Raw genomic sequence first — 25,555 nt, 5'->3', positions numbered from 1 at the left:
GGAGCGCCGCTCGCCAGAAGGGGGGAACGCGAGGATCACCCCGGCGCCGCGCCAGCCGGAGCCGCAGGCGCCGGGGGCTCGCTCGGCACCGCGAACGCGGCGATGGTGAGCACCGCCATGAGGGCGCCGAACACGAGGAGCCCCATGAACAAGGCGATCCCGGCGTGCAGCGCCACGGTGGCGACGACCCAGGGCAGCCGCGTGCGGCGCGGCCAGATCAGGAAGCCATAGCCGATCTCCACGAGCAGCACCGTCCACCCGGCGACCGCCGCGAGCCAGGGGGCGCCGGCGAGCCACGAGAGGTCGAACTGCCGGTATTCGGGCAACATGACCGAACGCCAGATCGCCTCGCCGTCCCACCACGGCTCGCCCGCTGCCTTTCCCAGCCCGCTGACGAGGTAGGCGAACGAGAGGTGCAGCTGCACAACGCGCAACCCGAGCCGGGCTGCCGGCGTGGGCCCTCCCCGCGCGCGCCCGAGCCGGCGATCCATGGAGAAGGCGGCCTCCGAGGGCATCCAGAGGAGATAGAAGAGAAAGATGCTGGCGAAGCTGTCCACGCCATAGACGGTGGAGCTCGCGGTCGTCACCAGCATCAGGTGGGTGAGCCACGCCAGGAAGGCCGCGGCCCTCGTGCACCAACCGACCAGGAGCGCGGCGAGGGCAACCACGTAGATCCCCCCCGTGCCCAGGATGACCGGATCCTCCCCGATCCCGAGCGGGGCAAGGAGCTCCACCGCCCAGCCGATGCGTGGAAGATCGGTCCTCGCGAACACGTCGCGCAGAGGCCCCTGGAGGATCCCGGACCGGCCGTAGAGCTCGAAGAGCGCGGGCGCGACGAGCGCCGCTTGAAGCAAGAGCACGGCCGCGAGCCCGATGCGGAGGGCCGCGAGCGGCGCCGCGGAGGCCGGCGCCAGCGCGAAGCGCTCGATCGCGCCGAGGACGCGCGCGGGCTCGCCGCCCGCGGCCGCCCCGCGGAGGCCGATCGAAGGGTCCTTCACCGCGCCCCCCCGCTCGCCTCTCGAGAGGTCCGGAGCTTCGAGCGGATCATGAACTTCGCCTCGTACTGCAGGTTCCACCCGGACCGCTTCCCCTCCCGGTACTCCCGCATCGACGGCAGATCGCACGTCTCCAGTCGGACGAGGATGCTCTCGGCCGCGGGGTGCCTCGCCAGCACCTTGCCCGCCCACGAGGCGGCGATCGAGCGCTGGATCGTCGGATCCTCCACGCTCAAGAAAGGCGTGATGAGGTTCAGTATCCGGATCTCCGTCTCGCGGCTGGCGCCCGACTCGAGGGCGTCGGTGAGGGTCGCGCCGCCGGCACCCGAGACGTGAAAGCTGGCCCTTGGCAGCGGGGTGATGCTGTCCGCGAAGAAGGCATAGCCGCTCTCGGCCCCGGAGAGCGCACCGTAAACCGCGAGCGCCCGCGCAAGCCGACCGTCTCCCTCGGGATGGATCTGGAGAGCCCCCATGACGACGAGGCCCAGATGGCCCACGACGGCGACCAGGGCTGCGGCGTGACTCCGGCTGTTCCGCTTTCCCTCCATGCAGCTCCCTCCGGGTGTGCCCGCCTGCGAGCGCCCGCGAACCTGACCGACGAGAGCGAGACGGGGAGAGGGCCGCCCGTCCCGCTCTCCTGCCGCGGCGCCGGCGCCCTCAGCGATCCGTCCTGTCCCCTCTCGGGCGTCCGCCGGCCGAGGGTGCGAAGCCCCCCATCGGACCGCCGCCGGTCATGTCACCGCCAGTGCCCGTACCAGAGACCATGCCAATGACCATGCCAGTGCCCGTGCCAATGACCATGCCAATGACCATGCCCGTGCCAATGACCGTGCCAGTACCCATGCCAGGGCCTGTACCAATGACCATACCAGGACGCGTACCAGGGACCGTACCAGGGCCACTGGCGTGCAGGACGAGCGTCGGCTGCATCCGCGGCGACGGGAGCTCGTGTTTCCGCGATGAGGACGAGCTCCTCGACGGGCGTCGTGGGTGAGGCCGAGGCGAGCTGCGCTGCCCCGAGGCATGCGAGCGGCGCGGCCAGCAGGCCGATGATGTTGATGCGCTTCATGTCCATCCCCCCGTGTGACGGCTGCTCATGACGAGCGCGAACGGCCGAGTGTCCTCAACACCCATGCAAGCCGCACGCCCCGGCTGCATCCGGCGGACGGTCGTCGCTTCCCCGATCTCGGGGTGACAATCACGATAAAGCGGAGCTCACGCACCTCGCCCGGCGCGCGGCTCGACGCCGACCGGCGACGGCAGATCCTGCGCTGTTGCTGCGCTATTCCTGCCAGAGGACGCCGAGCTCGATCTCCACGGCGTCGAACGGCGCCGCGCGCAGGGTGACGTCACCCTCCCACGCGCCCACGCGCGCGAACCGCCCACCGTCGATGCGGTAGACCTCCAGGAGCCGGAGCCGCGGGTCGATCAGCCAGTAGTGCGCGACGAGCTCGCGCGCGTAGATCTCCATCTTGTCGCGGCGATCGAGCGCCTCGGTGGACGGCGAGATCACCTCGCACACCCAGTCGGGCGCGAGGAAGATCGCCGCGTTCCGCATCGGGATCTGCGGCATCCGGTCGCGGCGCCACGCGGCGATGTCAGGGATCACGATGTCCGGATCGGTGCCGAGGTGCAGCTCGGGCTCGACCAGCAGCGCCCACCGGCCAGGCCCCTTGATGCCCCGACGAAATGGCAGGTACAGCTCGCCCGCGAGCACCGACGTCACGTTGCGGGAGGACACGGAGGGCCGCGGCGTCGCGTGGAGGACGCCGTTCAGGACCTCCGCCACCTGATTCGGCGGCGTGTCAAGCACATCCTGGTACGTGGCGCGACGGGCGCAGTCAGACATGGTCGGATGTTAGCATGCACGCCGCGCGCGGCGGCTCGCCCGGCGAAAATCCGTGAGCAGCCCCCCTCCGATCGCCGCGGGTTCGTTGTAGATTCCGCCGCCATGAGCGAAGCAGCCCCCTCCCCCACGCAACGCCCCCGTCCGCTCGTCCTCTGCATCCTCGATGGATTCGGCGAGCGCGAAGAAAAGGACCAGAACGCGATCGCCCTCGCCGCGATGCCGAACCTCGACGCGATCAAGCGCGACTCCGAGAAGACGCTGATCGGGACGAGCGGCCCGGACGTCGGGCTCCCGGTGGGGCAGATGGGCAACAGCGAGGTCGGCCACCTGAACTTCGGCGCGGGGAGGATCGCGCTGATGGACATCTCGCGCATCGACGTCGCGATCGCCGAGAACAAGCTCGGCTCGAACGAGATCATCGACCGGACGTTCCGGATCGCGCAGGACCGCAAGTGCCGGGTGCACCTCTTCGGGCTCGTCTCCGACGGCGGCGTCCACTCGTCGCTCGACCACTTCCTCGCGCTGATCAAGCTCGCGAAGTTCCACGAGGTGCCCCTCGTCCTGCACGCGTTCCTCGACGGCCGCGACACGCCGCCGAAGAGCGCGTGGGGCTACGTCGAGAAGATCGAGGAGGCGCTCCAGGGCATCGGCGTCATCGGCACCATCTCGGGCCGGTACTACGCCATGGACCGCGACAAGCGCTGGGACCGCGTCATGAAGGCCTACACCGCGATCGTGCGCGGCGACGCGCCGCGGGCCGACACGGCGTTCGACGCGATCCAGCAGTCGTACGCGGCCGGGAAGACGGACGAGTTCGTCGAGCCCATCCGCATCGGCGACTACAGCGGCATCAAGGGCGACTTCGTGGCCGATTTCGCCTCGCAGGAGCCCCGCTGGGAGTGGCAGGGAGAAGAGGTCGGCCTCTCCGTCAACTTCAGGCCCGACCGGATGCGCGAGATCTCGGCGATGCTCACGCGGCGGAACCTGCCGGACGAGGTGCTGGAGCTCCTCTCCGACCGGGGCAAGCCGGTCTTCGCCTTCCAGGAGCACTGTTACAGCGGCATGACCGAGTACGACGCGGCGCTGAAGCTGCCGGTCGCGTTCCCGAAGGACGAGGTGACCGAGTCGTTCCCCGAGGTGATCGCCCGCGCCGGGCTCACGCAGCTCCGGTGCGCGGAGACCGAGAAGTACGCGCACGTCACGTACTTCTTCAACGGCGGCCGCGAGGAGACGTTCCCGGGCGAGGACAGGAAGCTCGTGCCCTCGCCGCGCGACGTCGCCACCTACGACAAGAAGCCGGAGATGAGCGCGGCGGGCGTCGCGAACGAGGTCGTGACCGCGATCAAGAGCGGCAAGTACGACTTCATCCTGGTGAACTTCGCGAACCCGGACATGGTCGGGCACACCGGCATCCTCGAGGCCGCCATCCACGCCAACGAGGCGGTCGACAAGGGGCTCGGCGCCATCGGGGACGCCGTGCGCGAGGCCGGCGGCGCGCTGATCATCACCGCGGACCATGGCAACTGCGAGCAGATGAAGGACGAGCACGGCAACCCGCACACCGCCCACACGCTCAACCCGGTGCCGCTCTACTACCTGAACCAGAACGACCCCGGCATCGTGCTCCGGTCCGGCGGCCGCATCTGCGACGTGGCGCCGACGATGCTCGAGATCCTCGGCCTCCCGCAGCCCGCGGCGATGACGGGGCGCACGCTCCGCGTCCGACAGCGGTAAGTGGGCGCCGACCAGAGGCAGCTCGGCCCGTACATCCTGCGCGAGGCCGTCTCGTCGCGGGCGCTCACCGTGACGTACCGGGCCGAGCACGCGGGGCTCGGTCGGGCGGCGCTGATCAAGACGCTCAAGCCCACGGTGTCGGCCGCGAGCGCGTTCGCGGCCGGCCTCGAGCGCGAGGCGAAGATCCTCGCGCGCATCCGGCACCCCAACATCATCGACATCCACGACTTCCAGCGCGACGAGGACCGGATATGGCTCGTGCTGGAGCCGCTCTCGGGGCCGACGCTCGCGGCCCTGTGCGCGCGCGCTGGCCGCCTCGACGAGGGCGCCGCGGCGGCCATCGCGCGGGAGATCGCGCGCGGCCTCGGGCACGCGCACGAGCGGGGCGTCGTCCACCGCGAGCTGCGCCCTGAGCGCGTCATCGTCACGCCCGCGGGCGGCGTGAAGATCCTGGAGTTCGCGGCGGCGTCCGACGGCCGGCAACCCTCGCTGCCGGAGCCGTTCGAGGGCAGCGACACGTTCGCGCGGCCCGACTACATGGCGCCGGAGCAGATCCTCGGGGCGGAGCCCGGGCCTCAGGCGGACGTGTTCGCGCTCGGCGTTGTGCTGTTCGAGATGCTCACCGGCGTGCGCCCGTTCGACGAGCCGAAGGCGGGGCCGGAGGATGCCAATCGTACGTCGAACCACGCGTCGAACCGCGCGTCGAACCGCGCGTCGGGCGCCCCCGGCGCGCCGCGCGAGCGCGACGAGGACCGGTGGGCCGAGGGCAGGGCCGTCGCGCACCGGATCCGCAACGCGCCGCCGCAGCCGCTGCGAGGGCTCGTGCCCGACGTGTCGCGCGGCCTGGAGCGCGTGGTGCTCCGGTGCCTCGAGAAAGAGCCGGAGCAGCGCTACGACAGCGGCCGCGCCGTCGCGGACGCCCTGGCCGAGGAGCTCGCGGAGCGCGGCCAATCGCAGCCGCGCGCGCTCATCACGAGGGCCCTCGCGGCGGCCAAGCTCGGCGGCGACGAGCTGCCGCCCGCGCAGGCGCCCTCCGCGCGCCCCGCCGCCGAGCAGCGCAGCGCGCCGTCGCTCGCGCCCGACGTGGGCCGGCTCGTCGGCATCTTCGCCCTGGTCGTCGCGGGCGGCGCGCTCATCGAGCTCAGCCTCCGCCCGCACGACGCCGCGGAGCCGCCCAGCGCCGAGGTCAGGCAGCCCGGCGGGCGCTCGGAGGAGCGCGGCTACCTGAAGGTCCTCGCCAGGCCGTGGGCGGAGGTCGTCATTGATGGGGAGCTCATCGACGTGACGCCGATGGCGCGGGCGATCCCGCTCCAGGCCGGGCGGCACTACGTCACGTTCCGGCACCCGAACGCGCCCGAGGAGAAGCGCACGATCACCGTCTCCGAGGGGCAGACCGTCACGCTCGACGTGAGCATGCGGATCGATCGCGGCGCGATCGACGCGGGCGCGCCGCCGGTTCCGGACAGGGACGCGTCGCCCTGACGGCGACGCCGGCCGCGCCTACACGGCGCCGCCCGCCTCCCCCGCGCCGTTTGCGCCCCCCGCGTCTCCCTCGCTCGCGCCGCCCGCGCGGCGGCGGAGCGCCTCGAGCGCGAGGAGCGGCCGCTCCCGCTTCTCGTGAAGCTCGCCGAGGCACTGGCCGCTGCCGCGCTCGAGCGCGCGGCAGCAGTCGGGCCGCACCTCGTAGATCGAGCATAGGAAGCGGCCGTGCTCCGCGTCCAGCGTGAGCGCGGCGCAGCGGCCGTCCTCGATGCGCATGTAGCAGCGGTTGCCGATGAAGCGCGTGAACCCCCGCGCGCGATCGTCCATGCGATCGTGGTCGCAGCCAAAGACCCGGACGTACTCCGGCAGGGCCGAGAAGCAGCAGGTGCCGCACGCGGTGCACTCGGGGACGACCGCATCTCCCCCGCCGCGCGCGCCGCCTGCGCGCGGCGCGCCCCGCTCGCCCTTGCGCGTCAGAGCCGGACCTCCACGTGCGTCCCGCGCTTCAGGTCGTCGAGCCACTTCTGCTTGGCCTTCGTCATGATCTCCGCCTGCAGCCGCTGGAGGACCTCCGGGCGAGCCGCCTCGAGCGTCGTGAAGCGGGACGGCTGGCGGCTCAGGAGCTTCATGACCACGAACGCGTCGCCCGCGCGCATCGGCCCGGTCACGCCGCCCGGCTCGATCGCCATCAGCGCGGCCTCGAGCTCCGGGGCCATCACCTGGCGCTGGCCGGTCACCGCGGCCTGCGTTCCCTGCGGCGCGCGGACCCCGAGGTCGCCGCCCTCCTCGCGGGTCGCGGTGTCGTCCGAGAACTGCCCCGCGAGCGCCGCGAAATCCTCCCCGCCGCGCGCGCGCTCCGCGAGCGCCGCGGCGAGCGCGCGGCGCTCCTCGACCGCCTCGGCGCTCGATCCGGGCAGGACGCGCAGGACGATCCACGCCGGGTGGTAGTCGCGCCGCCGGCGCTCCTCGCGCACCAGCCGATCGAAGGCCGACCGCACGTCCTGCTCGGTGATGCGCACGCGGCCCTTCACCCGGAGCTGCAGCATCTTGCCCTCGAGGATCTGCCGGCGGATCTCGTCGCGGTACTCCTGCTCGGTGAGCCCCGAGCTCGCCCGCGCCGTCCGGAACAGCTCCTCGACCGTCATCTGCTCCGCGGCCGCGATGTTCCGGAACGCGTTCTCGATCTCCTCGGAGGTCACGCGGACATTGGCCTTCTCGGCGGCCTGGCCCTCGAGCTCCTCGTCCACCATCTTCTGGAGGAGATCGCGGAAGACCTGCGACTCGGCCGCCGCCTGCTGCGCGCCCGGCGGGACCCTGGCCTGGATCTGAAGCAGGAAGGGGCGAGCCCGCTGCCGCAGATCCGAGAGCAGGATGGCGCGATCGCCGACGACGGCGACGATCCGCTCGCTCACGACCGCGTGGGCGAGCGGCGAGGCGAAGGCGGCGGCGGCGACGAGCCCGGCGAGGGCGAGGCGGAGCGGAACACGCATCGCGCGGCTCTACCACCGGGCCCCAGGCGGTTCCACGCGTTTCCGGCCCTGCGCGGCCCAGGTTGCCCCGGACTCAGCCGGAGCCGGGGTACACCGTCCGACGGGAGGCGCGCTCGCGGACGGCCTCGCGCGCGAGCGCGTCGGCGCGCTCGTTGAGCAGCACGCCGGCGTGCCCCGGCACATACACGAGGCGCGCGCGCGGCCGCTCGGCGAGCGCGCCGCGCAGCGAGGCGATGAGCTCGGCGTTCGCCTTCGCCTTCCACCCCTTCTGGAGCACGCCGATCGAGTACTGGCTGTCCGTGTGGATGATGATGGGCCGCCCCGGCTCGTCCACCTCCTCGAGCGAGCGGAGGATGGCCGTCAGCTCGGCGATGTTGTTGGTCGCGGTGCCGAGGAACTCGCTGCGCTCGATCCGCCGGCCGCCGTCGATGACCACCACGCCGAGCCCCGCGGGCCCCGGGTTCCCCGAGCAGGCGCCGTCCGCGTAGACGATGACAGCCCCTTCCGGGACGGGCGCCGCGCCGGCCTCCCCCCGCGCCGGCGCCTTGCGCTGCGCGCGCCCGGCCGGCGCCGGGGCGGCCGCGCCCCCCTCGGGCTGCTCGCCGGCGCGCGCCTTCACGACCGCCTCCGCGGGCCCACAGGTGTCGTCGGGCAACACCTTCGGGTCGACCACGGTCAGGTTGTCGGCGCGCGCCTTGTACCTGCGGCCGTCGTGCGGCTTGTAGCGGATCTCGACGCCGCCGCCCTCCTCCGCGACCAGGGCGCCGGCGGCGTCGGCGCGAGCATAGACGGTTTGACCTCGAAGCGATGCGCGGACCCAGGGCACGAGCGCACCCTGGCATGGATCGAAGGCCGCCGGTACGGGAGACCACGCCAGGCGAGCCCGGCCTATCGCGCCGGCCGGGCGCGGCCGCGCCTGCCCTCGTCGCGGCCCTCGCGGCGCGCAAGGCGGACAGCGACGCTGGCGGCGCGCGCGGCCGCGCCGCCCCTGCGATCACGGGTCGATGCAGAGCGCGAGCGACCACGCGGTCAGCGTACCGGAGTCGGACCCGGCGTCGTCCCCGACCCGGAGCGTCCACGTGCCGTTCGCCGGCCCCGAGAGGAAGGCCGCGAACGACGACTCCGGGCGGAAGCAGCCGCGGAACGGCGCCATCGCCCCCGTGACCGCGCTCGCGCAGCCCATGTCGAAGACGGTCCTCCGGTAGTTGTCGCCGGAGCCGCCGTTGTCGCTCGACACATCGACCGTCGCGCCAGCCGGAGAGGTGAGCGAGATATCGAGATCTCCGTCGAACGAATGCGCGATGTCGAGCTCGAGCGTCACGCGCCGGATCGCGCCCCTCGAGACGACAGGGAGGACGCTGGCAGCGACCGCGCGATCCGTGACGGTCTTGGGGATGTCCGTGGACGACTGCACCCACAGCACCTGCCCGGGCGAGCACGCGCCGACGGCATCGCCGCAGCCGAGCGCGCAGTCCGGGTCGGCGCAGTCCGTCTCGCCGTCGAGGTCATCGTCCGCCGCGTCGCCGCAGTTGCGCTCCTTGGCGTACGTGCACACGCTCGGCGTGCCCCGGCAGGTGTACCGCGCTTCGACCATGCAGCCCGCGCTGCAGCCGTCGCCGCTCGACGTGTTGGCGTCGTCGCAGCCCTCGACGCCGTCCCGCACGAAGCCGTCGCCGCACCTCGCGGCGCGGCAGGTGATAGGGCAGCCGTCGGCGCTGTCGGCGTCGCCGTCGTCGCACTCCTCGCCGGCCTGGATCGCGCCGTCGCCGCAGCCGTCGAGCAGGCACCCTGGGCTGCACCCGTCGCCCGGGTTCCGGTTCCCGTCGTCGCACGCCTCGACGCCGGCGCGGACGAACCCGTCCCCGCACACGGCGCGCGCGCAGCCCGTCGGGCAGGCGTCGGTGTTGCTCGCGTTTCCGTCGTCGCACGCCTCGACGCCGGCGCGGACGAACCCGTCCCCGCACGAGGCGGCGACGCACGTGGTGAGGCACGCGTCCGTGGTGCTCGTATTGCCGTCATCACACACCTCCGCGGCGGCGTTGACCACGCCATCGCCGCAGACCGGCGCGGCGCAGGTGCCTGCCGCGCTGCACACGTGGCTCAGGCAATCGCGCCCGGCGGCGCAGCGCATTCCAGCGGCGCACCCGACGCACGCGGGGCCGCCGCAGTCGATATCGGTCTCCGCCCCGTTCCGGGCGATGTCGGTGCACGACGGGAGGCACGTCGTCCCTGAACAGCGGCCGCCCAGGCAGTCGCCGTCCGCGGCGCACGCCTTGCCGGTGGCGCAAGGCGAGCACGCCGGTCCGCCGCAGTCGACGTCGGTCTCCGCCCCGTTCGTCGCGCCGTCGGCGCACGACGACGCGCGGCACCTGCCGTCCGCGCAAATCCCGCTCCGGCAGTCCGCGCCGGCGAGGCAGGCCTCGAGATCCGCGCACGGCACGCACTCCGAGCCGCCGCAGTCGACGCCGGTCTCGGCGCCGTTCATCGCGCCATCGCCGCAATCTGGCGCGACACAGCTGTTCTCGACGCAGATGTTGCTCAGGCAATCGCCAGCGACGAGACACTCGACACAAGCGCCGTTCCCATCGCAATAGCGCGCTCCGGTCGCGTCGGGTCCGCCGCACTCCGTGGTCGCCGGCGCCGGAAGGTTCTTCGGCGCCCCGGCGACGCACACGTCGGCCGAGCACGGGTCTCCGTCGGAGAAGGCGTCTTGGTCGTCGTCGAGCTCGATCACGGCGCCATGCCCATCGCAAACGCGCGCCTTGCAGTCGCCCAGCACCTGCTCGCCCACGGGCTTTCCCCGCGGCGCGTCGTCGAGGGCGCACCGGCCGCCTTCGCAGGTGCGCAGCCGACACGCGCCGTCGACCCCGGGGCAGTCCGCGGCCGTGACGCAAGGCGCTCCGTCCCCTCCGCCCCCGCCGTCCTCGTCGCCTCCGCCGTTCCCGCCGTTCCCGCCGTTCCCGCCGCCGCCGGCCTCCGGCCCCGGCGCCTGCCGGGGACGATCGCAGTCGACCGCGGTCAAAGCAGCAGCGATGACGAGCGGCGACAGAACCTTCGTGAACGGAGCGCTTCTGAAGAGGTCCGCTCGCACTGACACCTCGATTCCTCCGCTTCTGGCGGGAACGGCGACGTCCCTTCAAGGCTCGATCCGAGCCTGACGGACGCGCAGGCGGTCGATCATCGGCGCACTAGACTGATATGGAATCGAGAGGACGCCAGCAGCCAAGCGGATCGGGAGAGCCCCTATTGCCACGCGCGGCGCTCGCAGCGCACCGGGCCCTTGACCGCGCCATGGCGGCGGGCAGCTCGCCGCCGCGTACGCCTCCCGGCCGCCGCATGAGCTCCCACCGGACTCGATCCATGCAGGCGTAGGCGGTGGGCGAGTTTCCCGACGCCGTACGGCGCGCGGTCTACGGCCCCGCGCAGCCGTGATGTTCGTCCCGGGGCTCGGGACGAGAAGAGTTGGCCGTCGCGAGCTGCGCATACAGCGCGGCGTACTCCGCCATGATCGTCCTGCTCGCATAGCGGCGCACGGCGCGCCGGCGCGCGGCCTCGCCGAGCTGCGCCCGCAGGGAAGGGTCGTCGCGCAGGGATCGGAGCGCGCCCCGCAGCGCGTCCTCGTCTCTCGGCGCCACCAGGAGCGCCACCCGACCGCCCTCGCCGTGGATCACCTCCGACACCGCGCCGACCGGCGTGACGACGCAGGGCAGGCCGCTGGCCATGGCCTCCAGCAACGCGTTGGGCAGCCCCTCGCCATGGCTCGGCAGGCAGAAGACGTCCGCGTCGCGGTAGACCGCGGGCATCGCGTCTTCGGGCACCTCGCCGAGCAGGCTCAGGCGGCCTTGCCGATCGAGCTCCGCGAGCGCCTCGTCGAGGCGGCGGGACGGGCCGGCAGCGCCGCTCGCGTCGCGAGGCCCCGCCAGCGCGAGGGTCAGGCCCTCGACCGCCAGCACGGCCCGCGCGAGCTCCAGGACCCCCTTCTGCGGCGTGACGAGCCCCGCGAAGAGCACCCGCAGCGGCTGGCCGGGCGAGCGCGGCGCGGCAGCGGGGTGGAAGCCGCCGGTGTCGACCGGGTTGGCCATCCGGAGGACGCGGCCCCCTGGAACCAGGGCCTGCACGTAACACCGCAGCTCCTCCGAGAGCGTGATGACGGCTGCGGCGCGGCCCAGCACGGCGCGCACGGCCCGCCGAGCCGGCCACGGCAGGGCCCGATGCCAGGTGATGATCTGCGGCGACAGGCGCAGGTGGAGCACGGCCGGCACCCCCGCGCGACGGCACAGCTCCACCGCGAGGCCGTCGCGCGCGGTCGCCCAGAACAGGGTGGTGCACAGATGAACGACATCCGGCCGGCGTCGCGCGAGCAGCCGGTGAAGCGCAGCCAGCGCCTCGCCCGCGCGCACCACGCGCGCGGGGCGAAGCCTGCTCGTCGGATCGGTCGAGGCGCCTCGGGGCGAGGTGTCGACGACGTCCGCCTCGATGCCCGCCGCTGGCGCCGCGTCGAGGTAGTTCCTCATCCACCGCGTGATTCCGCCGGCGGGCGGCGGGAGGGGGCCCCAGAGCGCGACGCGCATGTCCCTAGAAGCGCGCGTCGGCCTCGATCTGGGCCCAGCGCTCGCGGAACCACGCCACGGTGCGCGCGAGCCCCTCGCGCAGGCCCGTCTGCGCCTCGAAGCCAAGGAGGCGACGGGCCTTGTCGGTGGACGCGACCCGACGGCGCTGCGTATCCCACGACCGGCGCCCGACGAACCGGACGCCGGCGCGGTTGCCCGTCAACTCGTTGATGGCCCTCGCGACGTCGAGGATGGCGATCTCCTCGCCCGACGCCAGGTTGAACGCCTCGCCCGAGGCGGACGCCGCGGTGCCCGCGCGGAGAAATCCATCGACGATGTCACCCACGTAGGTGAACGAGCGGGTCTCCTCTCCCGTCCCGGTGATCGGCAGCGCCTCGCCGCGCAGGGCCCAGTAGATGAAGTTGGGGATCACATTGCGGTATCGGCCAGGGACCTCGCCCGGACCATACGAGTTGAAGGGGCGGATCCGCACGGTGCTCAGCCCGTCGTGGCCGGCCGGATGACCGCAGAAATAATTGCAATAGAGCTCGCCCAGCAGCTTGGTGGCCTGGTAAGGCGTGTGGACGTCGAGCGCGAGGTGCTCCTCGTGGACGGGCCGCGGCGGGTCGCTGCCGTAGGGCGCGCACCCGGACGAGGCGAAGACGACGCGCTGCGCCCCGCTGCGCCGCGCGTGCTGCAGCACCCGCAATGTGCCGAGGCCGTTGACCTCGAGATCGCGCTCCGGGTTGTCCACCGAGTTCTGGTTCGCGAACAGCGCGGCGAGGTGGAAGACATGCGACGGTTGCTCGCGGAACACCGCCGCGAGCAAGCCGTCATCAACGACGCTCCCCTCCACGAAGCGCACGTTGCGCCGCGCCGGGACGCCCCAGCGGGAAGAGGAGGAGAGGTCGTCCACCACGATCACCTCCGCGCCCGCGTCGGCCAGGGCCGCCGCGAGCGAGCCGCCGATCGCGCCCGCCCCACCGGTCACGATGATCCGCCGGTCCTTGTAATTCTGCATGGTCCCCACCGCTGTGCCTGTCGTCTCGCCAATGGAACGATGCCCACCGCAATGCCCCGGTGCATTGCGTCCTTTAGTACCCCTCAGCCCCGCGCCGGCGCGCCAGCTCACGAAAAAGGGCGCGCCGGCTTCTTCACGACGGTGCTTCACCCGCTGCGCGCGCGAAGATCTCCTCATAACGACGCACGAGCGGCTCGCGCGTGAACCAGCGAAGGAAATAGAGCCGGCCGGCCTCCCCCATCGCGCGCCGCGCCTCCGGCGTCATGCCGTGAAACCGCCGCACGGCGTCCGCGAGCGCCGCCGGGTCCTCGGGCTCGCAGGCGAGCCCCGCCCCGCTGCTCCGCACCAGATCGGCTGGATCCCCGCCCGCCGCGACGAGCACCGGCCTGGCCGCGGCCATGTAGGCCGGGATCTTCGAGGGGATCGTGATCTCGAAGCGCGGATCGCGCCGGAGGTGCGAGAGCGCCACATCGGCCAGCGCGAAGAAATGCGGCATGCGCTCATGGGGTTGCTGGCCGATGAAGACGACGTTCGAGAGGGCCCGCGCCGCAGCTTCGCGCCGGAGCCTGAGCGCGTCGTTCCCGTCCCCGACCATCACGAACCGCACGTCGGTGAGGTCGCGCAGCCGCTCGGCCGCGTCGAGCACGCTGGAGAGGGCCTGTGCAGGGCCCATGTTGCCGGCGAAGAGGACGACGAACCGCCCTGACAGCCCGTGCTCCGCCGCGAGCTGCGGGTCGGGCTCCACCGGCCTGTAGATCCGATCGTCGGCCCAGTTCGGGATCAGGTGCACCTTGTCTGTCGAGACGCCTTTGCGGGAGAGCTCACGCTCGAGCCCCGGGCTGATGACGGTGATCGCCGCGGCGCGCCGGAAGAGGGCGCGGTTCACGCGATCGATGCCAGCGAACACGAGCCTGTTGTCGAGCATGCCCGAGGCCGCCGCGGTCTCGGGCCAGAGGTCCTGGACCTCATAGACCCACGGTATCCGGCGGAGCGCGGCGAGCCACGAGGAGGCGAGGGCGTGGCTCGGTGGGGGGTTATGGACCCAGGCGACGTCCGCCGGCCCGGAGAGGGCAGTCCCGAGCAGCGCGGTCGAGGCGGCGAAGCTCGCGTAGTTGAGCGTCCGCCGCACGCGCGATCGGCTGTGATCAGGGTAGCTCGGGAGGCGTATCACCCTGGTGCCGCTCGCGTGCTCCACGTCCCAGAGGCGCTGTCGGTACCCTGGATAAGTGCGGCCATGCGGGTAGTTCGGGAACGCGGTCACCACCGTCACCTGGTGCCCGCGCTCGGCCAGCGCCTCTGCGAGCAGATGGGGGCGCGCGACCGGCTCGGGGTGATACCATTGCGACAGGAGGAGAATCTTCACTCACCGCACTTCGATGCACCGGCGCTCGCGGGCATTCACGCGATGCACGGTGTGCGGCGCCGAGTTATCGCCGCCGGGTCCGACGGCCGGCGCCCGCCTCGATGGGACGGGCGACGATCACGCCTCGGCACCATTGACGAGGGGCGGGGGGCGTCACGGTGAAGTCGGTGGCGTCGCGGGTCGCGCCGGACGGCTGCGACTCGCCCGCCGGGAGCGGCTCGAGCAGCGCTGCGAAGATGCACCCCCGGCGGAGCCGCCGCGTCAGTACTCGACGTCCTGCTTGAAGATGAGCTCCGAGGACGGCGACCCGGGATTGGCCGTCTTCTCGAGGCTGATGACGAGCTCGAACCGGGTGAGCGGCACGCTCACGTCCTTGAGCTTGCCGGTGCGGGCATCGGGGTCGAAGGTGAGCGCGCCGATCCGCTGCCAGGGCGAGTCGCTGTCCGGGCGCGCCCAGACGACGTAGGCGGTGCCGCTCGAGTCGAGGCGATCGGGCGGCGGGAGGTCCTTCGCGTTGATGTCGAGGCGGGTCATGGCCGCGTCGAAGTTGACGTCGGCGATGATCACGGCGTCCGCGCCCGGCGCCTTCCCCATGCCCTGCGGCGTGTAGCGCAGCGGGCCGCCGCAGCCCGCCATCAGCGCGCACGCAAACGCCACGACAGCGAGCCGCAGCACCCTGGAAACATGTCCTCTCATCTCGGTAGCTCCTCCTTCGTCTCTCTGCTGCGGGCGAGGACGCCTCGCGAGCCGCCAGCACCGGCTGGCGGCCGAAACAGCCGCGGCATCATAGCCGCTTTCGGCCACGCCGACGGCGCTCGACGCAGCAGGAGGCGGCCTGGCCCGCCGGACGTGCTCGACGCGCCGGAAACCCCGCCGCCTCGCGCGCCCGGCCGGCGAGGCGCCGTCCGCGAGCGCAGTGCACGCCCCCGGCGTCGGGGAACGGCGCGGATCGGACGGATCGCGTGGCGGAGCGCCGCCCATCGACTAAAGTCTCGAAATCGAGATGGATTTGGCACACACACGGCTCGGAGCTCGGGGGGATCGCTGGTCGACCGGGCGGGGAGTCCTCGATGTTCGAACGCCGGCGTCCGACGTCGTGACGAGGCGCCTCGAGGGGTACGCGTCGCTCGATCTCATCGAGCCGGCGATCAGGCACCTGGAGACCCTCGTCGAGGCGGGCGTGCACCCGGTCTTGTTCGACGATTTCGAGCTCGGCACCGGCTATGACAGCGACGTCCGGGCCAGGCTCACGGCGTGGCACCTGCGGAACCCCGGCAAGCTGAAGGAGGTCCATATCCTCGTGCGGCCGGGGCTCGTCGCCATGGGCGTCACGGTCGCCAACCTCGCCACGGGCGGCCGCTTCAACGTGTACACCGACCGCTCCGCGTTCGAGTGGGCGCTCGCGGGCGTGCTGACGTCGAGGATCACGTCGGGGCCCGCCTCGTCGGTTCGCGCGCCGTCCCTGCGCTGACGAGCGCCCCCGGCCGCGCGGGTAGGCGGCTCGCGCGCCCTCGACCCGAGCTCAGGGGTGCTGCACGGCCCCGTTCGCCGGAGCACCCCTGGCGCCGAGCGTGATCTCGCTCATCCGCTCCGGGTGCTTCCCTTCGATGCCCTCGTAGTGATGGCGGATCGCCGCCATGTCGGCCTCGATGTCGCCCGTCGGGTGGAACACGTGGAGGATCCCGCACCGCTTGCGGGGGAAATCGAGGTATCCGAGGAGGATCGGGACGCCGGCGCCGAGCGCGACGTAGTAGAAGCCCGTCTTCCAGCGCTTCGTGCGCGAGCGCGTGCCCTCGGGCGCGATGATCAGGATGAGCTCGTCGCGCTCCTTCAGCACGTCGACCACGGCCGCGACGAGGTTGTTCCGGTCGCGGCGGTCGACGGGGACGCCGCCGAGCCACTTGAAGAAGAAGCCGAACGGCGGCTCGAAGAGCGTGTGCTTGCCGAGCCAGGAGAACTCGAGGTCGAGCACGTAGCTCACCGCGAGCGTGAACGGGAAATCCCAGTTCGAGGTGTGGGGCGCCGCGATGATCACCGCCTTCGACGGGAGCTCCGTCATGCCCTCCACGCGCCAGCCGAACACGGACAACCAGGTGCGGCCGACGAACCGGCGAACGGCGCGGCGCGCGGCGGAGAAACGTGGAGCAGGTGCGTTCGACATGGAGGACCTCGACGGTAAGCAGCCGGAGGTTCGTCGCTGCCCGGGTGGAAGTCACGTCACCTTTCCGTCATCCCGCGCTCGATCAACCAACGCCGCTCGATCAATCAACGCCGTTCGATCAACGCCGCTCGATCAACGCCGCTCGATCAACGCCGTTCGATCAACGCCGCTCGATTCCGTGCGGCTTGCCCTCGCCGTAGCCCGCCAGCGTCTGCACCCCGATGACGGCCTTGTCGTGGAGCTCGTCGAGGTTCGCCGCGCCGGCGTAGGTGCACGCCGATTGCACGCCGGTGATCATCTCGATCAGGATGGCGCCGACGCTCTCGCGCCCCTCGTGGATGTAGATGCGGGACGTCGAGATGCCCTCGCGGAAGAAGGCCTTCTTGGCGCGCTCGAACGCGTCGAGGTCGGCGGTGCGCTCGCTGACCGCGCGGGCGCTCGCCATGCCGTAGTTCTCCTTGTAGAGCAGCCCGTCGCGGTCCTCCATGACGTCGCCCGGGCTCTCGTACGTGCCGGCGAGCGTCGTCCCGACCATGACGCGCGAAGCGCCGGCGGCGAGGTAGAGCGCGACGTCGCGCGGGTGACGGACGCCGCCGTCGGCCCAGACGCGCTTGCCGTGGCGGCGCGCCTCGCGGGCGCACGCGAGCACCGAGGAGAACGTCGGGCGGCCGGCGCCGGTCTGCATGCGCGTCGTGCACATCGCGCCGGGGCCGACGTTCACCTTCACGATGCCGGCGCCCGCCTCGATGAGCGCCCGCGTGCCCTCCGCCGTGCAGACGTTGCCGGCCACGAGCGGGACGGCGTCGCCGACGGCGCCCCGCACGGCGCGGATCGCCTCGATCATCCGGCGCTGGTGGCCGTGCGCGGTGTCGAGCACGATCGCAGAGACGCCGATCTCGAGCAGGCGCGCGGCGCTCTGGGCCGCCTGCGCGGAGATCCCGATCGCCGCCGCGACCATGAGCTCGCCGCCGCCGTCGAGCGTCGGCTTGAGCAGCTCGAGCCGCACGGCGTCGTCGCGCGTCAGCACGCCGTGGAGCCGCCCGTCCCCGTCGAGCACGGGGACCGCCTTCACGCGGGCGTCCTCCATCAGCAGGAAGGCCGTCCGGTTCGGCGTGCCGGCCGGGATGGTGATGAGGCGCGACGACATGAGCGCGGACGCGGGCGTGTACTGGTCCCGGTCGCGCAGGTCGGCGTGGGTGACGATGCCGATCGGCCGCCGCTCGTCGTCGACCACGACCACCATGTCGTGCGATCGCTTGCGGATGATGCCGTGCACGTCGCGGAGCGTCGCCCGCGGGGAGACCGAAAGGGGCGTGTCGTAGCGCGGGTCGGCGCGCTTGATGTGGCCGACGATGCGCTCGACCGTGTCGAGATCCATGTCCTGCGGGAGCACGCCGAGGCCGCCGAAGCGGGCCATCGTCTCCGCCATCCGCTTGCCGGTGACCGCGTTCATGTTCGCCGAGACGATCGGGTGCGAGCCGCCAGGGAAGTCCGCCGGGCGCAGGTCGGTCTCGAGGCGGGAGCCGCCGGCGAAGTACCCGGGGGTCAGGAACACGTCTTCGAGGGCGAGCTCCAGGCTCTCGTCATGCTCGGGGTGGAGAAAGCGCATGCACAGCTCCGAGGAAGGGGGATGGCGCCGCGAAGGCGGCGCGGCGCGCGCCAGTCTAGTTCCACCCACCAGGGGCTCTGCCAGCGATCCGGAGAGAGATTTCAACGCGAAGGCGCAAAGGCGCAAAGACGCAAAAAAGCAATACAATTCAAGCACTTTGCGCCTTTGCGCTCGTGGCGTCTCTGCGTTCAAACCTCTCTTCGCTCGCGAGCCAGATCCCTGGCGAACGTCTTCAAGCAGGCTGGCGGGCGCGCCGGGCGGCCGCGTCGGTGATGACGCGGTCCAGGATCGCGGCGACGCTGGCCGCGGCCGCCTCGGACGACAGCTCCGCGGGCGGAGTCGCGGGGACAGGCAGCGCGCCCGTCTCCCGGAAGCGCGCGAGGTGGCGCGCGAGCGCGGCGGCGATGCCGTCGATGTCGTCCGGCGCGACGCGCGCGTTGTCGCCCCGGTACGAGAGGAGCTCGTTGACCTCCCGGTTCGCCGTCACGCTGACGACGGGCATCCCCGACGCGATGTAGTCGTAGGTCTTGGCCGAGATGCGCAGCACGACATGGGGGCTGAACATCGCGAGCAGCACGTGCGCCCGCCTGAGCTCGCCGAGCACGCCGCGGTGCGGGACCAGGGGGAGCGCCTCGACGTACGGCGTGAGCCCCATGCGCTCGAAGCAGCCGCGGTCGTGATCGGATATCCGGCCGATCTGCCGGAACACGACGTCGCCGGGCGCGAGCCGCTCGCGGTCGATGAACCGCCGCAGCGCGGCGCCTATCTGCTCGGCGGAGACCTCCTCGCGGATGGTGCCCAGGTGGAGCACGACGAAGCGGCGGGGCGGCTCCGGCTCGGGCGCCTGTGAGTACAGCGCGAGATCGAAGTGGTTGCGTACGAACGAGGACTTCGACGAGAGCTCGGGGAAGCGCGCGCGGTAGGCCTCGAGCGCGGCCCGGGTGTTCAAGATCACGTGGTCGGCGCCCTCGAGCCAGCGGCGCTCCAGGCGCGGCACGATGGCGCGCCGGGCCCGCTCGGCCAGGCCGGACGGCGGCCCGTTCCCCGTCTCGTGAAGCGAGTACGGATCGCGCATGTCGAGGACGAGCGGCACGCCGAGCGCCCGCTTCACGTGGAGGCCGACCGGGCAGGCCGAGTACGGCCCGGCGCTCACCACGACGGCCTGCGCGCCGGTGCGGCGGGCCAGGGCGACGGCCGCGCGCGCCCCGCGCGGCGCGTGCGCGATCCAGCGGTCGGTGAGCGCCTGGAACGGGCGGAGCCCGACGAGCGGCCCCGCGCGCCCCGCGGGGAGCGGCGCCCGCGCGCGGAGGGCGCGCAGCGCGGCGCCCGCGGCGAGGACGACCGGATCGAGGTACTCGTCGAAGACCTCGACCTCGGGCGGCAGCGCGGCGAGCAGCCCGTCGTCGCGCGGATCCTCGGGGAAGGTCCCCGACAGGACGGCGACGCGGAAGCCGTGGCGCGGCAGGTGCCGCGCGAGCTTCACCCAGCGGAAGGCGCCGACGCTCGTCTGGGGCGCGAAGGCGGGGGAGATCAGCAGGAAGGGGCGCACGTTCGGTTCTCTCGCGGGCAAGCTGGCGTCCACGACATCAACCCTCGCCGCGCACCCCGCGCTCGAGCAGGTCCGCGTAGAGCGCGAACAGCGCTTCGAAGTGCTCGTCGCTCGTGGGCAGCCGCTCCCCCGCGGCCCGCGCCGCCGCGACGCGCTCCTCCCGCGGGCGCGCGAGCACCCGCTCGATCGCGGCGGCCACCTCGCCCGGCGAGGCGCGCGGCGCGTACACCTCGGCGGCGCCGGGCTGCACGAAATCCAGCGCGGCGCCGGCGGCCGGGACGACGAGCGGCAGGCCCGAGCACAGCGCCTCGCCCAGCACGAAGCCGAACGTCTCGGCGGCGCCCCCGTGGACGAAGACGTCGGCGCTGGCGTGCAGCGCGGCGTAGGTGGCGCGGTCCTTGGCGAAGCCGAGGAAGGTCACCTGCGGAAGGGCGGCCGCGCGGCGCTCGAGCCGCGCCCGCTCGGGCCCATCGCCCAGCACCGCGAGGGCGACGGGGCGCCGCGCGGCGAGCTCCCGCGCGGCGTCGATCACGAGCGCCACCCGCTTCTCGACGGCGAGCCGGCACGCGACGAGGAGCAGCGCGGCCGACGGCTCGTCCGCGAACCGGCCGAGCAGGCTGCGGCGCAGCGCCGCGTCCGCGCGGGCGGGGTCGAAGTCGCCGCGCTTCACGCCGAAGGTGACGCGGTGGACGCGCTCGCAGCCGTGGCTGCGGAGCTGCTCCGCGATGAACGTCCCGGGGGCGATCGTCGCGTCGAACCGCCGCGACAGCGCGCGCGGCCAGGCGAACAGCGCGCCCTCGAGCGCCCGGGCGACCGCGCGCGGGCGCACCCGGTCGAGCAGCGGCGCCGCGTAGGTGCTGATCTGATCCGAGTGGTACACGAACGCGCGGAGCGGGACCTCGCGGGCGCTCGCCGCGACGAGCGCGGCCGTGTACGGTGCGCTCGCCTGCACCACGTCCGGCGCCTCGCGGCGGATGATCGCCCGCGCCGCGCCGAGCCGGAGGAGCGCGTGGTAGGTCGGGTCGTACGGCATCGGCGGGCCGGCCACCCGCACGATGCGGCCCCGCTCGAGCGGGACGACCTCGTCGCGCGGCCCGGGCGCCACGACGACGATCTCGTGGCCGCGCCGGCTCCCCTGGCGCACGAGCTCCTCCAGGTACGACCGCACGCCGCCCCCGCGGGACGAGAAGAACTCCGCGACGTCGAGGATCTTCACGAATGGTTGCTCCCGCGCAGGAGGAGGCCGCCCTTCCACGAGCGCCGCATCCGCGCCGATCGGTTCATGACGTGGAGCAGCGCCGGGAGGAACAGGAGCGCGCACGCGACGCACGCCACCTCGCCGCTGACCGCGACCCAGCCGAACGAGTTCAGCGCCTGGTTGTCGGCGAAGATGAGCGATCCGTAGCCGAGCACGGTCGTGTAGCTGCAGAGGGCCACGGGGCCGGCCGAGCGCTTGAGCGCGAGCGACACGTCGCCGCCGAGCAGCCGCGCGCGATCGAAGACGTTGAAGGGGTACTCGCAGCCGATGCCGAACGTGATCGGGAGCGCGATGAAGTTCAGGAAGTTGATCTTGACGTCGAGCGCCGCCATGGCGGTGGCCGTCGCGAGCACGCCGAGCACGAGGGACAGGAGGACCGCGAGCGCGCCCGCCATGCTGCCCGTCGCGAGCACCACGACGATCGTGACCGCGAGGAGCGAGGCCGCCGTCGCCAGCGGGCCGTCGCGCTCCATCGACCGGATCATCTCGGCGAAGACCGTCGGCCTGCTCGCCGTGACGACGTGGGTCCCGTCAGGGAGGACCACGTTGCCGGTCGTGTCGGCCATCCGCAGGAGGTTCCTGCCGTTCGAGAACGAGATGTTGTTCTTGTACTTCACGTAGAACACCGTCCCCACGACGCCGTTGTTCTCCTCGAACCTGCGGCGGATGAGGTCGGGCAGGTCCTTCGGGCCGATGACGCGGAGCGCCTCCGGCGGCTTCATGCTGAGGACGCGCTCCCGCTCCTCGGGGCGCAGGGCCTTCAGCACCCGCGGGGTCAGCCGGTCCCGGATGCGCTCCAGGACCTCGATCTTCCGCTGCTGCTCCTCGGCCGTGCCGGGGAGGGCGTCGGCGATCGTCGCGACGTCGGCCACGAGCTGGCCCTGCGGATCCTTCGCGTCGTTCGCCAGGATCTGCGCCTTGATGGCCGGCACCTGCTCGGGGGTGTCCGCGAGCATCATCGCGCCGGCGACGTTCATCTTCCCGCCGAAGACCTCGGACGCCTTGAGCGACCAGCTCCCCGCGCCCTTCTCCCGCGAGCTCTTCGAGCCGAGGCGCGCGAAGTTGTACTCCCAGGGATCCCGGATGTACGCGGGGAGCTTCCACGCCGCGAGCGCGACGATGACCGGCGCGACCGCGAGGAACGCGAGCGGCCACCGCGACGTCACGCGCGCGAGCGCCCGCGAGCCGGGCCCCGCGGTGCCCTCGTCCGAGACGCGCGGCGCCGGATCGCGCATCCAGCGCGGGAGCCTCGCCTGGATGCGCTCGATCGCGACGAGCGTCGCGGGCACGAGCGGCACGATGGACGCCCACACCATGAACATCCCGACGAAGCCGATCGTGCCGAACTGGCTGAACCCGCGGAAGTGCGTGATCGTGAGCGATCCGTAGGCGATCGCCGCCACGCTCGCCCCGACGAGCTCGGCGCGGAACGCGTTGATGACCGCCTCGCGCCGCGCCTCGTCCGCGGGCATGCCGCGCGCGCGGAAGTCGCGGTACCTCGACAGGAGCACGATCGGGTAATTGACCCCGTTGCCGACGATGATCGCCCCGAGGAAGGCGCCGACCGTGTTGACGTAGCCGTAGGTCAGGGTCGCGAACGCGTACCCCGCGCTGGCGCCGAAGGCCGTGGGGAGCAGGATCACCAGGAGCGACCAGGGCGAGCGGTAGTAGATCATCACGCCGCCGACGATCAGCACGAGCGCGATGACGGTGGCCCACACCGCCTCGCTCACGAGCGACTTCTGCTCGGCGATGGCGTTCGGGATGTCGCCCGCGTACCCGACCTGCATGGCCGGGTGGAACGCCGCAGGGTCGAGGCGCGAGACGAGCGCGGTCACCTGGTCGAGGAGCTCCGCCGCGCGGCGATCGCCCATCCCGGCGCTGCGCGAGACGATGCGGAGCGCGACCATGCGCCCGTCGGGCGTGGCGAAGTAGCCGCTCGGGAACTCGTCGATCTTCTTCAGGCGCCGCTGGAGCTCCTGCCAGGTCTCGTCGAGCGACAGCCCCTTTTGTGCCGGCGCCGGCGCCGGCGTCGCCGCCGCGCCCGCGTCACCTCCGGGCGCCCCGGGAGCCTCCAGATCCTCGATAAGGCCGCTCCGCAGCGCGAGCTCCAGCTCGATCGCCTCGTCCGCCGCCTCGAGCTCGCGGACGCTCGCGTAGAGCCACTTGTTCGCGTCGAAGAAGCTGCGGACCTCCTTCGTGCCGGACTCCAGGTAGCGGATGAGCGCCGGCGGCCCGCACGCCGCCCGGCAGGCGTCGTCGGCGCACGCGGCGGCGCAGGCCGCGCGCTTCCGGAGCGGCTCGTTCAGCTGCTCCGCGAGCGCGTCGATGAACCGCTCGTTCGCGCCGCGATCCGGCGACTCGGCGATGACGATGAGCTGCGCTCCGCCGTCCACGCGCTGGGCCTGACGCTCGTAGGCCTGGAACGCCGGGCTGTCGCGCGGCAAGAGCTCCCGGAGCTCCGTGCGCAGCTCGAGCCGCGACGCGTACCCCCATAGCCCTGCCATGGAGAGGAGCGCGAGCGCGATGACGAGCCAGGGACGGCGCCCGCTGAAATCAGCGAGCGCACCGATCATCCTGAGGAGCATTCGAAGGACACCTCGAAACCGGGAACACCTCGAAGCGGCCGCGTGCGGGCCGGCTTCGGGCCGGTCTTACCATGCGCGCTAGGCGCAGAACGACGGCTGGATACCCTTGGGCCGCGGCGCCGCCGCGGGGCGCAGGTGGCCGAACGCGAAGAGGCCGCCGGTGAAGCCCATCCAGGTGCGGAAGTGACGGAAAGTCTCCAGCCACTGGAGCGCCTTCGGCCCCTCGACGAGCGGGCGCAGGTTGGATTGCCTCGCGTGCTCGCGCGCGTGCGCGAACGCGTTCGCGAGCATGCGCTGCACGACGAGGGGCGAGGACCGCTCGCGCGCCCGCTGCGCGGCCGCGCTGCCGAGCCGCGCGGCGGCGAGCGGGTCGCGCGTGAGCGCGAGCACGGCCTTGCCGAACGCGGCGTTCGCGCTCTCCTCGGCGATCGACCCGCGGCCCGGGTCGATCAGCAGGCCGTTGTGGCCGCTCTGGATCTGCGAGCTCACGCCCATGCCGTCGGCGAACGCGACCGTCGGGGAGCCGCACCAGAGCGCCTCGCTGAGCACGTTCCCGAACGTCTCGCTCAGCGAGGCGTGCAGGAAGAGGTTCGCGTGCCGGTAGTAGTCCGAGATCTGGCTGTACGGCACCTCGCCCGTGAAGATGACCCGGCGCGCGACGCCCAGCTCGCGCGCGAGCGCCGCGTACGCCGCGCTGTCCGGCCCGTCGCCGACGAGCGTGAGCGTCGCCTGCGGCTCGTGCGGGGCGATGTGCTCGGCGAAGATGCGGATCAGCCGGTGCTGCGACTTCTCCCGGGTGTGGCGGCCCGCGCAGACGAGGCGGGGGCCGCGCGGGTCGAGCCCGCGCTCCTCGAGCAGCTGCACGTAGGGGTCGGGGCCGAGCGGGCGCTCGAACACGTCCTCGGGGACCATCCGCGGGATGACGTGGATGGGCACCGTCACGCCCCGTTCGCGCCAGTAATCGCGCAGGCCCTCGCTCAGCACGACGAGGCCGTCGCCCTGGTTGTACAGGTCCACGAAGAGCCGCTCCATCGGCGCGCGGAGCGTCTTGTGGAGCACCGTGTGGACCGCGCCGATCCGGGAGACCCGCTCCGGCAGGAGCACGTCGTACGCGGCCGCGAGGTGCGTCGTGTTCACGCAAAGCAGCGGGACGCCGCGCATCTTGCGCAGCCAGATGCCGAACTCGACGAGCAGGGTCGTGGTCTGCGCAAAGCAGATGTCAAAATCCCACCGCATCGGATCGAGCACCGAGGATCCGACGGGGATCGGCAGGTGCACCCCCGGGTAGGTGCGCAGCGGCAGGCTGGGCAAGGCGACGGTGCCGGGAGGGATCTCGTCGGCCGAGGCATCCGGATCCCGAGGTCCGATCAGTGTTGCCTGGTGACCACAGGTGTTGAGCGCGCGATACAGGGCCCGCGTCTGGAAGACGGCGCCATTCGCGTAAGGAATGCGCGTGAAATCGCTGAGGATGGCGACCTTGAGCGGCCGCCCGTTGGCGCCGGAGAGGGCAGCGAAGGGATTCTCTGGAATGGCCGCTTGCGCCCTGACGGAGGAGAGCCCTCCCCGCGCGGGTCCCGTCGACGGCGTGTGGCGCGCCGGCGCGATCGCCTCGTGCGGCGCGCGATCGCTGCGGTGGTCGCTGAGCGGCAGAATTGCATCCATCGTCATCTTCGTTGCTCCTGGAGAAGCGGCGCGAACCGTGGTCGATGACCGACCGAGGCGCGCAGCGTGACGGGCGGTAGGGCGTCGGTGTCGCGCCCGCGACAGCCGTGTCGCGCTGCGGCCGCGAGCGCTGCCTGCTGCTCGGCACAGCAGCCATTCCTCGTCGGCCGATCGGCCTGTCGGCAGTGGGCGTAATTAGCAAAGCTCATGCCGCTTGTGTCGACTTCGGCCACGGTGCGAGGTG

20 protein-coding genes are annotated in these 25,555 nt (G+C 72.4%); 3 read left to right on the top strand and 17 right to left on the bottom strand.

The window, feature by feature from the left end; genetic code table 11:
• Positions 1-35: 35 nt before the first annotated feature.
• The 3 genes from WME97_RS05780 to WME97_RS05770 all read right to left on the bottom strand — a co-directional run bounded on the left by WME97_RS05780 (position 36) and on the right by WME97_RS05770 (position 2,844).
• Entirely contained in the window at positions 36-998 is a 963-nt protein-coding gene (locus tag WME97_RS05780) for an HTTM domain-containing protein (protein WP_437550067.1), read from the bottom strand.
• Complete coding sequence (locus WME97_RS05775; protein ID WP_437550065.1) at positions 995-1,543, bottom strand: hypothetical protein; 549 nt, start codon at positions 1,541-1,543, stop codon at positions 995-997. The genes WME97_RS05780 and WME97_RS05775 overlap by 4 nt, the downstream gene beginning before the upstream one ends.
• Before the next feature lie 734 nt (positions 1,544-2,277).
• The gene (locus WME97_RS05770) at positions 2,278-2,844 is read right to left on the bottom strand and encodes a Uma2 family endonuclease (protein WP_437550064.1); all 567 of its coding nucleotides are present in this window, start codon (positions 2,842-2,844) and stop codon (positions 2,278-2,280) included.
• A gap of 102 nt (positions 2,845-2,946) precedes the next feature.
• Between WME97_RS05770 and gpmI the strand changes: the two genes are divergently transcribed.
• Together gpmI and WME97_RS05760 are read left to right on the top strand one after the other, a co-directional pair.
• Entirely contained in the window at positions 2,947-4,578 is a 1,632-nt protein-coding gene (gpmI, locus tag WME97_RS05765) for a 2,3-bisphosphoglycerate-independent phosphoglycerate mutase (protein ID WP_437550062.1), read from the top strand.
• Positions 4,579-6,060 carry a serine/threonine protein kinase gene (locus WME97_RS05760; RefSeq protein ID WP_437550061.1) on the top strand — a complete coding sequence of 494 codons (1,482 nt, stop codon included), beginning with the start codon at positions 4,579-4,581 and terminating at the stop codon, positions 6,058-6,060.
• 18 nt (positions 6,061-6,078) lie between these two features.
• On the opposite strand, the gene WME97_RS05755 is transcribed toward WME97_RS05760, so the two are convergent.
• The 8 genes from WME97_RS05755 to WME97_RS05720 form a co-directional block, all read right to left on the bottom strand.
• On the bottom strand, positions 6,079-6,582 hold the full coding sequence (locus WME97_RS05755; protein WP_437550059.1) for a YkgJ family cysteine cluster protein: 504 nt from the start codon (positions 6,580-6,582) through the stop codon (positions 6,079-6,081).
• A complete protein-coding gene (locus tag WME97_RS05750; RefSeq protein ID WP_437550058.1) occupies positions 6,534-7,550 on the bottom strand; it encodes a peptidylprolyl isomerase in 1,017 nt (338 codons plus the stop codon). Before WME97_RS05750 ends, WME97_RS05755 begins: the two co-directional genes overlap by 49 nt.
• A gap of 73 nt (positions 7,551-7,623) precedes the next feature.
• Positions 7,624-8,376 (bottom strand): ribonuclease HI, encoded by a 753-nt coding sequence (locus tag WME97_RS05745; RefSeq protein ID WP_437550056.1) that lies wholly within the window; start codon positions 8,374-8,376, stop codon positions 7,624-7,626.
• Between the two features lie 168 nt (positions 8,377-8,544).
• On the bottom strand, positions 8,545-10,647 hold the full coding sequence (locus WME97_RS05740) for a DUF4215 domain-containing protein (protein WP_437550054.1): 2,103 nt from the start codon (positions 10,645-10,647) through the stop codon (positions 8,545-8,547).
• A 313-nt stretch (positions 10,648-10,960) separates the two neighbouring features.
• On the bottom strand, positions 10,961-12,121 hold the full coding sequence (locus WME97_RS05735; protein WP_437550052.1) for a glycosyltransferase family 4 protein: 1,161 nt from the start codon (positions 12,119-12,121) through the stop codon (positions 10,961-10,963).
• 4 nt (positions 12,122-12,125) lie between these two features.
• The gene (locus WME97_RS05730) at positions 12,126-13,121 is read right to left on the bottom strand and encodes an NAD-dependent epimerase/dehydratase family protein (protein ID WP_437550050.1); all 996 of its coding nucleotides are present in this window, start codon (positions 13,119-13,121) and stop codon (positions 12,126-12,128) included.
• A 133-nt stretch (positions 13,122-13,254) separates the two neighbouring features.
• A complete protein-coding gene (locus tag WME97_RS05725) occupies positions 13,255-14,484 on the bottom strand; it encodes a glycosyltransferase family 4 protein (protein ID WP_437550049.1) in 1,230 nt (409 codons plus the stop codon).
• Positions 14,485-14,745: 261 nt separating this feature from the next.
• On the bottom strand, positions 14,746-15,180 hold the full coding sequence (locus tag WME97_RS05720) for a hypothetical protein (protein ID WP_437550047.1): 435 nt from the start codon (positions 15,178-15,180) through the stop codon (positions 14,746-14,748).
• Positions 15,181-15,580: 400 nt separating this feature from the next.
• Between WME97_RS05720 and WME97_RS05715 the strand changes: the two genes are divergently transcribed.
• Positions 15,581-15,955: a hypothetical protein gene (locus WME97_RS05715; RefSeq protein WP_437550045.1), complete on the top strand. Its 375-nt coding sequence runs from the start codon at positions 15,581-15,583 to the stop codon at positions 15,953-15,955.
• 51 nt (positions 15,956-16,006) lie between these two features.
• Here WME97_RS05715 and WME97_RS05710 read toward each other — a convergent pair whose 3' ends face one another.
• From WME97_RS05710 to WME97_RS05685, 6 genes are all read right to left on the bottom strand, one after another.
• Positions 16,007-16,645 carry a lysophospholipid acyltransferase family protein gene (locus WME97_RS05710; RefSeq protein ID WP_437550043.1) on the bottom strand — a complete coding sequence of 213 codons (639 nt, stop codon included), beginning with the start codon at positions 16,643-16,645 and terminating at the stop codon, positions 16,007-16,009.
• Positions 16,646-16,805: 160 nt separating this feature from the next.
• Positions 16,806-18,254, bottom strand: coding sequence for a GuaB1 family IMP dehydrogenase-related protein (locus WME97_RS05705; RefSeq protein ID WP_437550042.1), 1,449 nt, complete (start codon positions 18,252-18,254; stop codon positions 16,806-16,808).
• Positions 18,255-18,486: 232 nt separating this feature from the next.
• On the bottom strand, positions 18,487-19,836 hold the full coding sequence (locus WME97_RS05700; RefSeq protein WP_437550040.1) for a glycosyltransferase: 1,350 nt from the start codon (positions 19,834-19,836) through the stop codon (positions 18,487-18,489).
• 4 nt (positions 19,837-19,840) lie between these two features.
• Positions 19,841-21,019, bottom strand: coding sequence for a glycosyltransferase (locus WME97_RS05695; protein ID WP_437550038.1), 1,179 nt, complete (start codon positions 21,017-21,019; stop codon positions 19,841-19,843).
• Positions 21,016-23,637 carry an MMPL family transporter gene (locus WME97_RS05690; protein WP_437550036.1) on the bottom strand — a complete coding sequence of 874 codons (2,622 nt, stop codon included), beginning with the start codon at positions 23,635-23,637 and terminating at the stop codon, positions 21,016-21,018. The genes WME97_RS05695 and WME97_RS05690 overlap by 4 nt, the downstream gene beginning before the upstream one ends.
• A gap of 90 nt (positions 23,638-23,727) precedes the next feature.
• Positions 23,728-25,317: a glycosyltransferase family 4 protein gene (locus WME97_RS05685; protein WP_437550034.1), complete on the bottom strand. Its 1,590-nt coding sequence runs from the start codon at positions 25,315-25,317 to the stop codon at positions 23,728-23,730.
• Between the last annotated feature and the right edge of the window lie 238 nt (positions 25,318-25,555).

The sequence above is a fragment of the Sorangium sp. So ce367 genome (genome assembly GCF_051520455.1).
Lineage (GTDB): Bacteria > Myxococcota_A > Polyangia > Polyangiales > Polyangiaceae > Sorangium > Sorangium cellulosum_B.
The sequence above is the reverse complement of the archived record's forward strand: the minus strand, read 5'-3'. Positions and strand labels throughout refer to the sequence as shown.

Excerpts from the sequence above, each read along its gene's own strand:
- WME97_RS05690 (WP_437550036.1), bottom strand. The coding sequence starts at position 23,637 with ATGATCGGTGCGCTCGCTGATTTCAGCGGGCGCCGTCCCTGGCTCGTC.
- gpmI (WP_437550062.1), top strand. The coding sequence starts at position 2,947 with ATGAGCGAAGCAGCCCCCTCCCCCACGCAACGCCCCCGTCCGCTCGTC.
- WME97_RS05705 (WP_437550042.1), bottom strand. The coding sequence starts at position 18,254 with ATGCGCTTTCTCCACCCCGAGCATGACGAGAGCCTGGAGCTCGCCCTC.
- WME97_RS05775 (WP_437550065.1), bottom strand. The coding sequence starts at position 1,543 with ATGGAGGGAAAGCGGAACAGCCGGAGTCACGCCGCAGCCCTGGTCGCC.
- WME97_RS05750 (WP_437550058.1), bottom strand. The coding sequence starts at position 7,550 with ATGCGTGTTCCGCTCCGCCTCGCCCTCGCCGGGCTCGTCGCCGCCGCC.
- WME97_RS05685 (WP_437550034.1), bottom strand. The coding sequence starts at position 25,317 with ATGACGATGGATGCAATTCTGCCGCTCAGCGACCACCGCAGCGATCGC.
- WME97_RS05720 (WP_437550047.1), bottom strand. The coding sequence starts at position 15,180 with ATGAGAGGACATGTTTCCAGGGTGCTGCGGCTCGCTGTCGTGGCGTTT.
- WME97_RS05730 (WP_437550050.1), bottom strand. The coding sequence starts at position 13,121 with ATGCAGAATTACAAGGACCGGCGGATCATCGTGACCGGTGGGGCGGGC.
- WME97_RS05770 (WP_437550064.1), bottom strand. The coding sequence starts at position 2,844 with ATGTCTGACTGCGCCCGTCGCGCCACGTACCAGGATGTGCTTGACACG.
- WME97_RS05735 (WP_437550052.1), bottom strand. The coding sequence starts at position 12,121 with ATGCGCGTCGCGCTCTGGGGCCCCCTCCCGCCGCCCGCCGGCGGAATC.
- WME97_RS05710 (WP_437550043.1), bottom strand. The coding sequence starts at position 16,645 with ATGTCGAACGCACCTGCTCCACGTTTCTCCGCCGCGCGCCGCGCCGTT.